This is a genomic window from Actinomadura sp. WMMB 499 (assembly GCF_008824145.1).
Taxonomy (GTDB): domain Bacteria; phylum Actinomycetota; class Actinomycetes; order Streptosporangiales; family Streptosporangiaceae; genus Spirillospora.
In genome coordinates this window covers 530,005-544,568 of record NZ_CP044407.1, presented here as the reverse complement: position 1 = coordinate 544,568, position 14,564 = coordinate 530,005, and the positions used below count along the sequence as shown (strand labels likewise).

Annotated in this window: 14 protein-coding genes; 10 read left to right on the top strand and 4 right to left on the bottom strand. The window is 73.3% G+C overall.

What is annotated here, in order from left to right; translation table 11 throughout:
- Nucleotides 1-67: 67 nt before the first annotated feature.
- The 3 genes from F7P10_RS02575 to F7P10_RS02565 all read right to left on the bottom strand — a co-directional run bounded on the left by F7P10_RS02575 (nucleotide 68) and on the right by F7P10_RS02565 (nucleotide 2,817).
- On the bottom strand, nucleotides 68-1,246 hold the full coding sequence (locus F7P10_RS02575) for a Dyp-type peroxidase (RefSeq protein ID WP_151007907.1): 1,179 nt from the start codon (nucleotides 1,244-1,246) through the stop codon (nucleotides 68-70).
- A gap of 3 nt (nucleotides 1,247-1,249) precedes the next feature.
- Nucleotides 1,250-1,765, bottom strand: coding sequence for a copper chaperone PCu(A)C (locus F7P10_RS02570; protein ID WP_151007906.1), 516 nt, complete (start codon nucleotides 1,763-1,765; stop codon nucleotides 1,250-1,252).
- 446 nt (nucleotides 1,766-2,211) lie between these two features.
- Nucleotides 2,212-2,817 (bottom strand): hypothetical protein, encoded by a 606-nt coding sequence (locus F7P10_RS02565; protein WP_218040341.1) that lies wholly within the window; start codon nucleotides 2,815-2,817, stop codon nucleotides 2,212-2,214.
- A 232-nt stretch (nucleotides 2,818-3,049) separates the two neighbouring features.
- On the opposite strand from F7P10_RS02565, the gene cobF reads away from it, so the two are divergent.
- Nucleotides 3,050-3,844, top strand: a complete 795-nt coding sequence (cobF, locus tag F7P10_RS02560) for a precorrin-6A synthase (deacetylating) (protein ID WP_151007904.1) — start codon at nucleotides 3,050-3,052, stop codon at nucleotides 3,842-3,844.
- A 73-nt stretch (nucleotides 3,845-3,917) separates the two neighbouring features.
- Here cobF and F7P10_RS02555 read toward each other — a convergent pair whose 3' ends face one another.
- Nucleotides 3,918-4,580: a GntR family transcriptional regulator gene (locus F7P10_RS02555; protein WP_218040340.1), complete on the bottom strand. Its 663-nt coding sequence runs from the start codon at nucleotides 4,578-4,580 to the stop codon at nucleotides 3,918-3,920.
- A gap of 71 nt (nucleotides 4,581-4,651) precedes the next feature.
- Between F7P10_RS02555 and F7P10_RS02550 the strand changes: the two genes are divergently transcribed.
- From F7P10_RS02550 to F7P10_RS02510, 9 genes are all read left to right on the top strand, one after another.
- Complete coding sequence (locus F7P10_RS02550; RefSeq protein ID WP_218040339.1) at nucleotides 4,652-6,025, top strand: LLM class flavin-dependent oxidoreductase; 1,374 nt, start codon at nucleotides 4,652-4,654, stop codon at nucleotides 6,023-6,025.
- Nucleotides 6,018-7,220: a CaiB/BaiF CoA-transferase family protein gene (locus F7P10_RS02545; RefSeq protein WP_151007901.1), complete on the top strand. Its 1,203-nt coding sequence runs from the start codon at nucleotides 6,018-6,020 to the stop codon at nucleotides 7,218-7,220. The genes F7P10_RS02550 and F7P10_RS02545 overlap by 8 nt, the downstream gene beginning before the upstream one ends.
- A 12-nt stretch (nucleotides 7,221-7,232) precedes the next feature.
- Nucleotides 7,233-8,189, top strand: coding sequence for a CoA ester lyase (locus F7P10_RS02540; protein WP_151007900.1), 957 nt, complete (start codon nucleotides 7,233-7,235; stop codon nucleotides 8,187-8,189).
- A complete protein-coding gene (locus F7P10_RS02535; RefSeq protein WP_151007899.1) occupies nucleotides 8,186-8,722 on the top strand; it encodes a flavin reductase family protein in 537 nt (178 codons plus the stop codon). Before F7P10_RS02540 ends, F7P10_RS02535 begins: the two co-directional genes overlap by 4 nt.
- Before the next feature lie 272 nt (nucleotides 8,723-8,994).
- Nucleotides 8,995-10,497, top strand: coding sequence for a CoA-acylating methylmalonate-semialdehyde dehydrogenase (locus F7P10_RS02530; protein ID WP_151007898.1), 1,503 nt, complete (start codon nucleotides 8,995-8,997; stop codon nucleotides 10,495-10,497).
- Nucleotides 10,494-11,654, top strand: a complete 1,161-nt coding sequence (locus tag F7P10_RS02525) for an acyl-CoA dehydrogenase family protein (protein ID WP_151007897.1) — start codon at nucleotides 10,494-10,496, stop codon at nucleotides 11,652-11,654. The genes F7P10_RS02530 and F7P10_RS02525 overlap by 4 nt, the downstream gene beginning before the upstream one ends.
- Nucleotides 11,651-12,709: an enoyl-CoA hydratase/isomerase family protein gene (locus F7P10_RS02520; protein WP_151007896.1), complete on the top strand. Its 1,059-nt coding sequence runs from the start codon at nucleotides 11,651-11,653 to the stop codon at nucleotides 12,707-12,709. Before F7P10_RS02525 ends, F7P10_RS02520 begins: the two co-directional genes overlap by 4 nt.
- Nucleotides 12,706-13,644, top strand: a complete 939-nt coding sequence (mmsB, locus tag F7P10_RS02515; RefSeq protein ID WP_151007895.1) for a 3-hydroxyisobutyrate dehydrogenase — start codon at nucleotides 12,706-12,708, stop codon at nucleotides 13,642-13,644. The genes F7P10_RS02520 and mmsB overlap by 4 nt, the downstream gene beginning before the upstream one ends.
- The gene (locus F7P10_RS02510) at nucleotides 13,641-14,417 is read left to right on the top strand and encodes an enoyl-CoA hydratase (protein WP_151007894.1); all 777 of its coding nucleotides are present in this window, start codon (nucleotides 13,641-13,643) and stop codon (nucleotides 14,415-14,417) included. Before mmsB ends, F7P10_RS02510 begins: the two co-directional genes overlap by 4 nt.
- Nucleotides 14,418-14,564: the final 147 nt, after the last annotated feature.

Below are 14,564 nucleotides of genomic sequence, written 5' to 3'. Positions count from 1 at the left end.
CCCCTGAGAGCCCGGCCCCTGAGAACCGGGCGCCCGAGGTGCCGCTCCGCCGCTCCGGCTCTCGACGTCAGGCGAGGAGGGCTTCGCCGATCCAGCCGCCGGGGGCGCAGCCCGGTGGCAGGACGAAGACGGCGGAGCCGATGGGCGTGGTCCAGGTGTTGAGCAGGTCGAGGTCGGCGAGTCGCCGCTGGACGGGGACGAACTGGCGGGCGATGTCGGCCTGGTAGGACGCGAAGATCAGGCCGGTCTCGGTGACCCCGTCCGAGCTGATGGCCTCGTCGTAGTTGTAGCCGCGGCGGAGCATCCGCCGGGCGGGATCGGCGACATGGGCGCGGCGGATGTGGGCGGCCTCGTGGATGACCGGGAAGCCGATGCGGTCCTTCGCCTGGAAATCGGGCGCGTCGTGCTCCCGGCCACCGGTCAGAGGCGCGCCGTTCGACAGCCGGCGGCCGATGGAGAACTCCTTGGCCGCCTCGTCCGCCGCGTCCCATTCCTCCAGATCCATACGGATACGGCGCAGGACCATGAGCGTTCCGCCGCGCAGCCATTCCGGCCCGTCGCCGATCCACACCGCCCGGTCGAGGTCGCTCGGCTGCACGGTGCCGTCGAGCTGGCCCATCATGTTGCGCTGGGTCTGCCCGGCGGGCTGCGAGGTGGGCGGCCTGCGGAAGCCGCGCTGGGTCCAGCGGACGGTCGCGAACGCGCGGGCGTCCTTGGCGATCAGGCGCAGGGCGTGGGCCAGGGTGACGGTGTCGTCGGCGCAGAGCTGGACGAGCAGGTCGCCGCCGCTCCAGCGGTCCTGCAGCCTGTCGATGGGGAACGCGGGCAGGTCGGTGTCCGGGCGCCGCCCGACGCCCGCGGCGGTGAACAGGCCGGGGCCGAACCCGAAGGTGACGGTGAGCCGGGCGGGGATGCCGGCGAGCTGCGGCTGGGCGTCGGCCAGGCCCGGTTCCCCCTCGGTGAGGCGGCGGGCGTCGTCGGTGAGGATCCGCATGAGACGGCCGAGGGCTTCGCGGTCGGTGCCGGGCCGCAGGTCCAGGCCGAGAAAGGCCGCCTGGGTCTGCGGTTCGGTGGCGATTCCCGCCTGGTGCGGTCCGTGGAACGGTTCGGTGGTCGGCGTCGCGGCACTGCCGGGCCGCTCGTCCGGGCGGGAGGCGGCGAGGTAGCCGCCGGTGGCGGCGAGCGTGGAGCCCGCCGCCACCGCGCCTCCGACGAGCAGGCCGCGCCGGGTGAGGTCGCGGCCCATCGGTCAGTGCCCCGGCGCGTAGGACTCGTTGCCGCCGTTGAACTCCTTGGCGAGCGCGGAGAACTCGAACGTGCTCTGGTCGGCGAGGGTGAGGGTGAAGGCGACCTCCTGCCCGGGCTCGATCGGTTCGGTCACCCCCATGAGCATGATGTGGTAACCGCCGGGCTCGAGTTCGAGCTCGCCACCCGCTGGGACGACGAAGCCGCCCTGCTTGGCCTGCATCTTCATCTCGCCGCCGGCGCCGACGACCTCGTGCAGCTCGATCTCGGGGGCGGCCGGGGTGGTGGCCGACACGATGGTGACGTCGGCGTCGGTGGTGTTGGTGATGGTGCCGAACGCCGCGGTCATGCCCTTGTCGACGGTCTTGACCCACGGGTCGGTGATGTCCAGGGCCGACTCGGGAGCCTGGGCGGTGGCGGACGGGGCGGCGGCCGGGCCGATCGTCTCGTCCTCGCCGCCGCACGCCGACAGGGGCAGGGCCAGCACGGCCAGAGCCGGGACGATCATGCGGATCTTCATGCGCGTTCTCTCCAGAAGGGATCGGTGCGGGCACCGCCGGTGCGGCGGCGCCCGCGGGGCAAGGTCAGGAAGACGCGGCGCTCGTGCGTCTCCCGCGCCGGACGACGGCGCCTCGGAGCGTCGAACTGTCGGCTGGGGCGCGGACCGTCGCGGGGCCAGGTGTCGGACGTACCGGGGCGCACCCGCGGCGCGCCGTGGCGGCCGGGCACGCGCGGGCCGGGCGCCGCACGCGACCTCGCCCGGCGGCCCTCCGCGCACGCGCGGAGAGCGGCGGATCCGGGCAGGGGACGGTGCGCGCCGATGACGGCACGTCGGGAAACGCCGATCACCGACGTACCCCGGACGAGGTGTGAGGGACGTCCGGACGGTACGGCGACGGGCATCGCGACGGCATGCTCCGCCCCGGGAGGCCGATTAGGAGGAGATCAGGAGAAGCAGATCATCGATCAGGCGGCCGTGCCCGGGACGGTCGAGGTCCCGGGCGGTCCGCGCCGCACCACGGCGTACCGGAGCAGGGCCTGGACGGGCGCGCGCTCATCGGCACGCGCGCGGGCGGGGGAGCGGGGACCGGCGGCGGGGACCGGACCGGCCGCCAGGTGCATCAGGAAGAGCACCGGCCGCAGGACCCAGCCGGCGAGCTGCCGGACCAGGGCGCACAGCCGAGCCTCGCCCCATTCGAGCCAGGCGGACGTCACCAGCACGCTCACGGCGTGCATCAGCAGCATCGTCAAGCCCGGGGCGCCGCCGTGGTCCATTCCCTCCATGGCCGGTGCGCCGCCCATGGGCGCGGCCGGGGCGGCGGACGCGGCGTCGTGCGTCCCATGGGCCCACGTCAGCAGGACGTGCAGCAAGATCTGCGACACGGCGGTGGCGGGCAGGATGGAGGCCCGGGTGCGTTCCCGGCCGGTCAGCGCCAGCGCCGGAACGAGGATGATCAGAAAGCCGGCCAGCGCCGCGCCGCGGTCCAGCGAGCCGCCGCCGAAGAGGTGCCCGAGCGTGGCGAGGCCGACGCACGTCGCGGCGAAGCTCGCCGCGCGCAACCATCGCACCATCGACCACGGACCCATGTCGCGTGAATCCTCCCACGACCACCCGGACTGGAACGGTCCGGGGTCGGCCCCCCGCCCGGCCTTCCCGGCCGCGTCGGACAGGCCGAGCGCCGCACCGACCCGGAGCAGGCACTCCAGCGACTCTGACCCCGCCCCCGGTGCCCGGAACGTGCGGTGCCCGGAGCTCAGGTGCCCGGAACGTGAGGCCGCGCGGCCATGCGGAAGACTGGACGCCATGCGCAAGGTCTTGGTCATCGGCATCGGCGCGGGCGATCCCGATCAGATCACCGTTCAGGCGGTGAAGGCACTGGCAGGTGTGGACGTGTTCTTCGTCCTGGAGAAGGGCGAGGTGAAGCGGGAACTCGTCGACCTCCGCGAGGAGATCCTGCGCAGGCATCGCGGCGACCGCCCGTACCGGGTGGTCCGCGGCCGGGACCCCGAACGGGACCGCAGGGCCGAGGCGTACGCCGAGGCGGTCCACGACTGGCGCCGCCGCCGGGCCGACGTGTGCGCCGAGATGATCGATCGCGAGCTGGGGCCCGGCCAGACCGGGGCGTTCCTGGTGTGGGGGGACCCGAGCCTGTACGACAGCACGCTGGCGATCCTGGAGGACGTGCTGGCCCGCCCCGGGACGGCCTTCGAGATCGAGGCGATCCCGGGGATCAGCAGCATCTCGGCGCTCGCCGCCCGGCACCGGATCGGGCTGAACCGGGTGGGGCGCCCGTTCCAGGTGACCACGGGCCGGCGGTTGGCCGAGGGGTGGCCGGAGGGCGCCGACGACGTGCTGGTGATGCTGGACGCGAGCAACGCCTTCACCCGTGTCGACGCCTTCACCGGTGTGGACGCCGCCGACGTGGAGATCTTCTGGGGCGCCTATCTGGGGATGCCGGACGAGATCCTGATCTCCGGGCGGCTGCCGGACGTCGCCGCCGAGATCGTCGCGGCGCGGGCCGAGGCGCGCGCCCGCAAGGGCTGGATCATGGACAGCTACCTGCTGCGCCGGACGCGCGGCGGCGACGACGCCCGATAGGCGCGTCCGGGGGCGATGCGCTCGGGCCCGCCGGTGCGCGCCGCCGGCCCGACCCGCACGGCCGTCCCGCCCGTCATCCCGGCGACTTCGCGGTGTGGTGCTCGGCCAGCCAGCCGGCCAGTGACCTGCCGGCGTCGAGCACGTGCAGCTCGGAGATCTCCCGGGCCCGGTGCGCCTGCCCGTCCCGCAGGGCGTCGAGCAGCCGGCGGTGCTCGCCGTCGTCGTGCACCGGGATCACCTCCAGGAAGTTGGAGGGGATCATCCGTACGGCCTGCCGGATCAGCGAGAGCAGGTGGCGGGACCCGGACGCCTCGTTGATGATCCGGTGGAACCGCCAGTTCAGCTCGACCGTCTCCGGTCCGGTGCCCGCCGCGTCGAGCGCGTCGGCGAGTTCTTCGAGGCGGGCCAGTTCGTCCGGTGTGATGCGGTCCGCCGCCCATTCGGCCGCCTTGCCGGACAGCGCGGCCAGGATCGCGAAGTTGTCGACCGTCGCCTCGGGGGACACCCCGATCACCTTGACGCCGCTGCGCGGCGCGATCTCGACCAGGCCCTGGAAGGACAGCTCGAGCAGCGCCTCCCGGACGGGGGTGCGGCTGATACCGAACTCGGCGGAGATCTCGTCGAGGTCGAGCCGCGCGCCCGGTGCGAGCGCGCCGGTGAGGATTCGGTCCCGAAGTTCGCGCACGGCGCGCTGCCGGACGGTTCCGCCGATCGACTCGGCCAGCGTTCTCACCACGTGAGCGAGTCTAACGTATCCCTGATCCGACATCTAGTATCTGATATTTCAGATGTGGTATGACATCAGGTGTGACTTCTAACAGCGGTAAAGAGATGGCGCTCATCGCGTTCATGCAGGCGGGTAGCACCTCCGTCTACGCCGGGTCGTGGCGGCACCCCGCCGCCGACATGCGGTTCCTGGAGGCCGGGTACTACTCGGACCTGGGGCGGCTGCTCGAAATGGGCTGCTTCGACCTGATGTTCTTCGACGACCGGCTCGCCATGCCCGGCATCTACGGGAACTCGGTCGACGAGGCGGTGCGCTACGGGGCACGGCCCGTCAAGCTCGACCTCAGCGCCGTGCTCGGCGTGGTCGCCGGGGCGACGTCGCGGATCGGCCTGGGGGCCACCTACTCGACGACCTACTACCCGCCGTACCACGTGGCGCGGGCCTTCGGGACGCTCGACCATCTGAGCAAGGGCCGCGCGGCCTGGAACGTCGTGACCTCCGTCAACAACAGCGAGGCGCAGAACTTCGGGGTCGACAGCCACCTGGGTCCCAAGGAGCGCTACGACCGGGCCGACGGCTTCCTGGAGGCGGTCACCGGCCTGTGGGACGGCTGGGAGGACGACGCCCTCGTCCTCGACCGGGAGGGCGGGATCTTCGCCGACCCCGCCAAGGTCCGTGAGCTGAACTACCGCAGCGAGCACTTCCACGTCCGCGGGCCGCTCACCGTGCCGAGGTCGCCCCAGGGCCGTCCGGTGATCATGCAGGCGGGGTCGTCCGGGCGGGGCCGGGAGTTCGCCGCCCGCTGGGCCGAACTGATCTTCACCGGCGACCCGGGGCTGGAGGTCGCGCGAGCCCATTACGCCGACCAGAAGAAGCGGCTCGCGGAGTCGGGCCGCGATCCGGCGAGCGTCAAGATCTGCCCGATGGCCTACGTGGTCGTCGGCGAGTCCGAGGCCCAGGCCGAGGAGCGCGAGCGGATGTTCCTGGACGACCTGGTCGACCCGATGGCCTCGCTGACGCTGCTCTCCGAGCTGATGAACTACGACTTCTCGGCGCACGGGCTGGACGACGAGGTCACCGACGAACTGGTCGAGAAGTCGACCGGCATCCGCGGCCTGGTGGAGAACCTCCGCACGCACATCGGCGGCCGGGTCCGGATCCGGGACCTCGCCGGGCACCGGGCGACCCTGCTGCAGGGGCCGCGCTTCGTCGGGACGCCCCGGCAGGTCGCCGACCAGATGGAGGAGTGGTTCACCGGCGGCGCCTGCGACGGGTTCGTGCTCGCCGCGACGCACTTCCCGGGGGCCTTCGACGACGTCGTGCGCATGGTCGTCCCGGAACTCCAGCGCCGTGGGCTGTTCCGCAAGGAGTACACCGGGACGACCCTGCGCGACCACCTCGGGCTCGCCCGTCCGGAGCATCCGGCCGCCGCGGGGGAGACCGCCGGTGCCTGAGGGGCGCGGCGCACTCGCCGGCATCAGGGTCACCGACACCGCCACGCTCATCGCCGGCCCGATGGTCGGCTCCTACCTCGGCGAGCTCGGTGCCGAGGTCGTCAAGGTGGAGCAGCCGGGCGCCGGGGACCCGCTCCGCACGTGGGGCGACGCGAAGGACGGCATCGGCCTGGTGTGGAAGAGCGTCAGCCGCAACAAGCGGTGCGTCACGCTGGACCTGCGCCAGAAGGACGGCCAGGAGGTGCTGGAGGAGCTGATCGCCCGTTCCGACGTCCTCGTCCTCGGCAGCCGGCCGAGCGCCCTGGCGCGGTGGGGGCTCACTCCGGCGGACGTGCTCGCCCGCCATCCCGGCCTGATCGTGCTGCACGTCTCGGGCTACGGAGCGGGCGGGCCGTTCAGCGACCGTCCCGGCTACGGGACGCTGGCGGAGGCCATGAGCGGGTTCGCGCACCTCGTCGGCGAGCCCGACGGCCCCCCGGCCCTCCCGCCGTTCATGCTGGCCGACGGCGTCGCGGCGCTCGCGGCGACGCACGCCGTGCTCGCCGCCCTCTACCACCGGGACGTCCGCGGCGGCGGCGGCCAGGTCATCGACGTCAACCTGATCGAGCCGCTCGCCCGGCTGATCGAGTCCGCGACCCTCTCCTACGACCAGCTCGGGGTCAACCCGCGGCGGAGCGGCAGCCGCTTCGACGCGAGCGCCCCCCGCAACTGCTACCGGACGCGGGACGGCCACTGGGTCGCGATCTCCTCGGCCTCGCCCCGGATGGCGCAGCGGGTGTTCGCCGTCGTCGGACGGCCGGACATGGCCGGGGATCCCGCCTACTACAGTCCCGCGGGCCGGCTGGCCCGCGGCGACGAGATCGACCGGGCCGTGGCGGACTGGATCAAGGAACGGCCCCTGGCCGAGGTCCTGGAGACCTTCCAGGCGCAGGACTGCGCCATCGCGCGGGTCTACGACGCCGAGGCCCTGCTCGACGACCCGCACCTGGTGGCCCGCGGCACGTTCGCGGCCGTCGACGACCCCGACCTCGGCCCCGTCCGCGTGCAGGCGCCGGTGGCCCGGCTCTCCGGCACGCCGGGGACCGTCGAGCATCTCGGCCGGTCCCTGGGAGCCGACAACGACGAGGTGTACCGGGGCCTGCTGGGCTTCGACGAGGCACGGGTCGCCGAGCTGCGAGCCAACCGCACCATCTGACAGGAGAAGAGAATGAACCCGCTCGAACCGGGGCGCACGGCCGCTCCGCGGGCACGCCGATCGGAGCTCGCGACGCCCGCGAGCAACCTGAAGATGCTCGCCAAGGCCGCCGGCGCCGGGGCCGACCTCGTGTTCATGGACCTCGAGGACGCGTGCGCGCCCAACGCCAAGGTCCAGGCGCGCCAGAACGTCGTCAAGATGCTCAACGAGGCCGACTGGGGGACGACGGTACGGGCCGTCCGGGTCAACGGGCTGGACACCGTCTGGTGCCATGACGACGTCATGGAGGTCGTCATGGGCGCCGGGGAGAACCTCGACGTGCTCATCGTCCCCAAGGCGCGGCACGCCCGGGACGTCTGGTGGTTCGACGTGCTGCTCGGGCAGCTCGAGGCCAAGCTGGGCCTGCGCCGCCGCATCGGCCTGGAGGTCCTCATCGAGGAGGCCGAGGGACTGGAGAACGCGGTCGAGATCGCCACGGCGAGCGACCGCGTGGAGGCGGTCATCCTCGGCGCCGGCGACCTGACGGCGTCGCTGCACGCACGCGTCGACACCAACTTCGCCCCGCTCGTCCCCTACCCCGGCGACTTCTACCACTACGCGCGGATGCGGGTCGTGGCCGCCGCGCGGACGGCCGGGGTCGCCGCGATCGACTTCCCCTTCCCGGACTACAACGACCCGGACGCGTACGAGCGCAGTTGCGACACGGCGGGCGCCCTCGGATTCGACGGGAAGTGGTGCATCCACCCCAGCCAGGTTCCGCTCGCCAACGCCCGCTTCACCCCCACGGCGGAGGAGGCCGAGTGGGCCCGGCGGGCCGAGCGGGCCTACCGGGAGGCCGAGGCGCGGGGGACGGCCGCGATCGCCCTGGACGGGGTGCTGGTCGACGCGGCCCACATGCGGCATGTGCGCACGATCGTCAGCCGAGCGGCCCAGGCGGAGGGGCGGCCGGGCGGGACGGCGGGGCCATGACGGCGAGGCGATCCGAGCGGGCCGCGCCCGCCGCCCCGGCGCGGGGCCCCGAGACGGTCTCCGGGGAGGACTTCCGGAGCCTGATCGGCCGCTTCACCACCGGCGTCACCATCGTCACGACGGTCGACGGCGGTGTCGCGCGCGGCACCACCGCCAGCGCGCTGTCCTCGGTGTCCCTGGAGCCCCCCACGCTGCTGATCTGCATGAACAAGGAGTCGACGACCGGCCGCGCGATCACTCGCAGCGGGCACTTCGCGGTCAACGTCCTCGGCGAGGACCAGGGGGCCGTGGCCCGCCACTTCGCGCGTTCGGGATCCGGCTTCGGCGAGTACGCGACCGTGCCGGGCCGGTGGGGCTCCCCGTTGCTGGTGGACGCGCTGGCGGGCTTCGAGTGCCGGGTGACCGACGCCGTCGAGGCGGGTACGCACATCGTGATGATCGGTGCGGTCGAGAGCGCGGTGGGGAGGGAGGGGCTGCCGCTGGCCTACTTCTGCGGTCGGTTCGGCCGGCTCTCGCTCGGGCATCCCGAGTGAAGATTCCGGGCCGTCCCCTCTGGACTTACTTGGACGTCAAAGTATACGTTGATTAACAATGCTTGCGGTGCAGGGAAGCCCCACGCACGTGTGGCCAGGGGTGACGTCTGACCGGGCCGGTCACGCGGCGGGCCCGGCCGGTGTACCGGGCCGCTTCCGCGCCTTCCCGCGTCCGGGAGTCCGTTCCGGCCGGTCCTTCGCCCTGCCCGCCGGGGTGCCAATGCGCGAAGGACCATTCGTGGTGCCCGAATCGAAGCGAGGGTGGATTTCGCATGTCCGTTCGAGAACTGACTCATTTCATCTCCGGGAAGAACGTTCCCGGCGCGTCGAAGGCGTTCGGGGACGTCTATGACCCGAACACCGGGCGGGTCCAGGCGCGGGTGCCGCTGGCCGACCGCGCCGAGACGGAGGCGGCGATCGCCGACGCCGCGCGCGCCCAGGAGGAGTGGGCGGAGTGGAGCCCCCAGCGACGCGCCAGAGTCCTGCTCAAGTTCCTGCAGATCGTCGAGACCGAGCGCGAGCCGCTGGCCCGGCTGCTGTCGTCCGAGCACGGCAAGACCGTCGAGGACGCGCACGGCGACCTCCAGCGCGGCCTGGACGTCGTCGAGTTCGCCGCGGGCATCCCGCACCTGCTCAAGGGGGAGTTCTCCGACAGCGCCGGGGGCGGCATCGATGTGCACTCGCTGCGCCAGCCGCTCGGCGTGGTCGCGGGGATCACCCCCTTCAACTTCCCCGCGATGATCCCGCTCTGGAAGGCGGCTCCGGCGATCGCCTGCGGCAACGCCTTCGTCCTCAAGCCGTCCGAGCGCGACCCCTCGGTGCCGCTGCGGCTGGCCGAGCTGCTGGTGGAGGCCGGGCTGCCGCCGGGCGTCCTCAACGTGGTCAACGGTGGCAAGGAGACCGTCGAGGTCCTGCTGCGGGATCCCCGCGTCCAGGCGGTGGGCTTCGTCGGCTCGACGCCGATCGCCGAGCACGTCTACACCACCGCCACCGCCCACGGTAAGCGCGCGCAGTGCTTCGGCGGCGCCAAGAACCACCTCATCGTGATGCCCGACGCCGACCTGGACCAGGCCGCCGACGCGCTCATCGGCGCCGGCTACGGGTCGGCGGGCGAGCGGTGCATGGCGATCTCGGTCGCGGTGCCCGTCGGGGAGGCGACCGCCGACGCGCTGGTCGCCAAGCTCACCGAACGCATCGGGGACCTCCGGGTCGGGACGAGCGCGGAGCCCGGCGCCGACTTCGGCCCGCTCGTCGGCCGCGACGCGCTGGAGCGCGTGCGCGACTACATCGAGATCGGCGTCGGCGAGGGCGCCGACCTGGTCGTGGACGGCCGCGGCCTGACGGTGCCCGGACACGAGGACGGCTTCTTCCTGGGGCCCTGCCTGTTCGACCGGGTGACGGCGGACATGCGCGTCTACCGCGAGGAGATCTTCGGGCCCGTCCTGTCGGTGGTGCGCGCGGCGGACTACGACGAGGCGCTGCGGCTGCCGAGCGAGCACGAGTACGGCAACGGAGTCTCGATCTTCACCCGGGACGGCGACACCGCCCGCGACTTCACCCGGCGGGTGAACACCGGGATGGTCGGCGTCAACGTGCCGATCCCGGTCCCGGTCGCCTACCACGTGTTCGGCGGCTGGAAGCGGTCCGGGTTCGGCGACCTCGGCCAGCACGGGCCGGACTCGGTCCGGTTCTACACCCGCACCAAGACGGTGACCACGCGGTGGCCGTCGGGGATCAAGGAAGGCGCGTCCTTCACGATCCCCGTCACGCGATGACCGCGGCGACGGGTGCGGCCGCACCGACCGAGGAGCAGAGGGCGCTGGCCGCGCTCGCCCGCGAGTTCGCCCGCGAGCGGCTCGCCCCGCACGCCGTCGAGTGGGACCAGACCAAGTACTTCCCGGTCGAGGTCCTGCGCGAGGCGGCCGGGCTCGGCCTCGGCGGGGTCTACGTGGGGGAGGACGTGGGCGGGTCGGCGCTGACCCGCCTCGACGGCACCGTGATCTTCGAGGCGCTGGCCACCGGCTGCCCGTCGATCGCCGCGTACCTGTCGATCCACAACATGGTCGCCTGGATGATCGACGAGTACGGCGCCCCGGAGCAGCGGGACCGGTGGCTGCCCCGGCTGTGCTCCATGGACGATCTCGCGTCGTACTGCCTGACCGAGCCCGGTGCGGGGTCGGACGCGGCGGCGCTCCGCACGCGGGCCGTCCGGACCGGAGACGACTACGTCCTCACCGGCGTGAAGCAGTTCATCTCCGGCGCGGGCGCCGCGCAGGTCTACGTGGTGATGGCGAGGACGGGCGAGGAGGGCCCGCGCGGCATCTCCGCCTTCGTGGTCGAGCGTTCCGATCCCGGCGTGTCGTTCGGCGCCGACGAGCGCAAGATGGGCTGGAACGCCCAGCCCACCCGCCAGGTCGTCCTGGACGGCGTGCGGCTGCCGGCGGACCGGCGGCTGGGCGGCGAGGGCGACGGGTTCCGCATCGCGATGAACGGCCTCAACGGCGGCCGGCTCGGCATCGGCGCGTGCTCGCTGGGCGGCGCGCAGGCCGCCCTGGACGCCAGCGTCGACTACCTCGCCGGCCGCACCGCGTTCGGAGCCCGGCTGCTGGACGACCGGGCCCTGCGGTTCCGCCTGGCGGACATGGCCGTCGAACTGGAGGCGGCCAGGTCGCTCCTCTGGCGTGCCGCCGCGGCCCTGGACTCCGGGGATCCCCTGGCGCTCCGGATGTGCGCGATGGCCAAGCGGTTCGCCACCGACACCGGCTACCAGGTCGCCGACGCGGCGCTGCAACTGCACGGCGGGTACGGCTACCTCACCGAATACGGCATCGAGAAGATCGTCCGCGATCTTCGGGTGCACCGCATCCTGGAAGGGACCAACGAGATCATGAACGTGATCGTCGCACGCGACCTGGCCGAGGCGGCCCGATGAGCGGATCCGACGACGCCGTCCTGCTGCGCACGCGCGGCGGGCTCGGCCACATCACCCTCAACCGGCCCCGCGCCATCAACGCGCTCACCCACGACATGGTGCGGCGCATCGACGCCGCGCTGGCCGGCTGGGCGGCCGACGACGCGATCTCCACGGTGCTGATCGACGGCGCGGGCGACCGGGGCCTGTGCGCGGGGGGCGACATCCGTTCCATCTACGACGACGCGCGAACGGGCGGGACCGCCAGCGCCGACTTCTGGCGCGACGAGTACCTGCTCAACGCGCGGATCGCCCGGTTCCCCAAGCCCTACGTCGCGCTCATGGACGGCATGGTCATGGGCGGGGGAGTCGGGGTGTCCGCGCACGGCGGCCTGCGCGTCGTCACCGAGCGCACGGCCATCGCGATGCCCGAGACGGGCATCGGGTTCGTGCCCGACGTCGGCGGCACCCACCTGCTCGCCGCGGCGCCCGGCGAGCTCGGCGTGCACCTCGCGCTCACCACCGCGCGGATGGGGGCGGGCGACGCACTGCTGTGCGGGTTCGCCGACCGGTTCGTCCCGTCCGAGCGCCTCGCCGACCTGACCGAGGACCTCGCCTCCGGCCCCGCCGAGGAGGTGGTGTCCAGGTACGCGGCGGAGGCGCCCGCCGCCGAGCTCGCCCGGCACCGCGACTGGATCGACTCCGCCTACGCCGCCGGGACGGTCGAGGAGATCCTGGCACGGCTCCGCGGCGGCCCCGAGGCGGCCCGCAAGGCCGCGGAGATGATCGAGGGCAAGTCGCCGACCGCGCTGAAGGTCACGCTGCGCGCGCTGCGCCGGGCCCGCGAGCTCGGCCGCCTGGAACCCGTCCTGGACCAGGAGTACCGCGTCTCGCTGGCCGCGCTGGCCTCGCACGACCTCGTCGAGGGCATCCGCGCCCAGGTGATCGACAAGGATCGCTCGCCGCGCTGGTCGCCGCCCGCGCTCGACGCGGTGACCGACACCGATGTGGACCGCTACTTCGCGTCGCTCGGCGACCGCGAACTCGGACTCGCGAGCGCGCAGGGGGCACGATGAGCACGATCGCCTTCATCGGACTCGGGAACATGGGCGGCCCCATGGCCGCGAACCTGGTGAGCGCCGGACACCGCGTCCAGGGGTTCGACCTGGACGCGGAGGCCCTCGGCCGCGCCGCGCAGGCGGGGGTGAGCGCCGCCGAGTCCGCCGTCGGCGCCGTCGACGGCGCCGACATCGTCCTGACCATGCTGCCCGCCGGACGGCACGTCCTGGACTGCTACCGCGGCCCCGGCGGCGTCCTCGCCGCGGCCCCGCCCGGTGCCCTCCTCATCGACTGCTCCACCATCGACGTCGCCGACGCCCGCGCCGTCCACCAGGCCGCCGCCGACTCGGGACGGCAGAGCGTGGACGCCCCGGTGTCCGGAGGCGTCGTCGGAGCCGAGAACGCCACCCTGACCTTCATGGCCGGTGGCGAGGAGACCGCCTTCGCCCGCGCCGAACCCGTGCTGGCCGCGATGGGGCGTCGCGTGGTGCACTGCGGCCCGGGCGGCGCGGGCCAGGCCGCCAAGATCTGCAACAACATGATCCTCGGCGTCTCGATGATCGCGGTGAGCGAGGCGTTCGTGCTCGGCGAGGCGCTCGGGCTGACCCATCAGGCGCTGTTCGACGTGGCCTCCGCGGCGTCCGGGCAGTGCTGGGCGCTCACCACCAACTGCCCCGTGCCGGGCCCGGTGCCCGGCAGTCCCGCCAACCGCGAGTACCGCCCCGGGTTCGCCACCGCGCTGATGGCCAAGGACCTGGGACTGGCCGCGAACGCGCTGGCCGAGAGCGGCGTCGACGGCGAACTCGGCGCCCACGCCGCGCGCGTGTACGCCGCTCTCGCCGAGGGGTCGGCCGCCGGCCAGGACTTCTCCGCGGTGGTCAACGACATCCGCGCGCGCTCGCGGCGCCCAGACGGGACGCCGCCCGCCCGGGGAGAGGACGGCGCCTCATGACGGCCCCCGAAACGATCATCGTGGAGCGGGCGGAACGGGTCGGCGTGATCACGCTGAACCGGCCCGAGGCGCTCAACGCGCTGAACCTGACGCTCATGGAGGAGCTGATCGCCGCGGCCACCGCCTTCGACCGCGATCCGGACGTCGGCTGCATCGTGGTCACCGGTTCGGAGCGGGCCTTCGCGGCGGGCGCGGACATCAAGGAGATGCAGCCGCAGAGCTACATGGACGTCTACCTCGCCGACTGGTTCGGGGCCTGGGACAGGCTCGGCGAGGTCCGCACCCCGACCGTCGCGGCGGTGGCCGGGCACGCGCTGGGCGGCGGCTGCGAGCTGGCGATGCTCTGCGACGTCCTCATCGCCGCCGACACCGCGCGGTTCGGGCAGCCCGAGATCAAGCTCGGCGTCATCCCCGGCATCGGGGGATCGCAGCGGCTCACCCGCGCCGTCGGCAAGGCGAAGGCCATGGACCTGTGCCTGACGGGCCGCACCATGGACGCGGCGGAGGCCGAGCGCGCCGGACTCGTCTCCCGCGTCGTCCCCGCGGCCGACCTCATGAACGAGGCCCGCGCGACCGCCGCCACCATCGCGTCCATGTCCGCGCCCACCGCGATGATGGCCAAGGAGGCGGTGAACCGCGCCTTCGAGACCACCCTCGCCGAGGGCGTCCGCTTCGAGCGCCGCCTCTTCCACGCGACGTTCGCCACGGCGGACCAGAAGGAGGGCATGGCCGCCTTCACCGAGAAGCGCGCCCCGTCCTTCACGCACCGGTAGGCGAAACGGCGCCGGTGGTTCCGGTCCGTGACCGGTCCCATCGGCGCCGCGCGCCGTCCGCCGTCCGCTGCCCGCCGTCCGCCTCGGTCGGACGGGGCCGGAGGCTAGGAGCCCGGCGCCGCGAGACGGCGCGTGGGCTCGGGCACG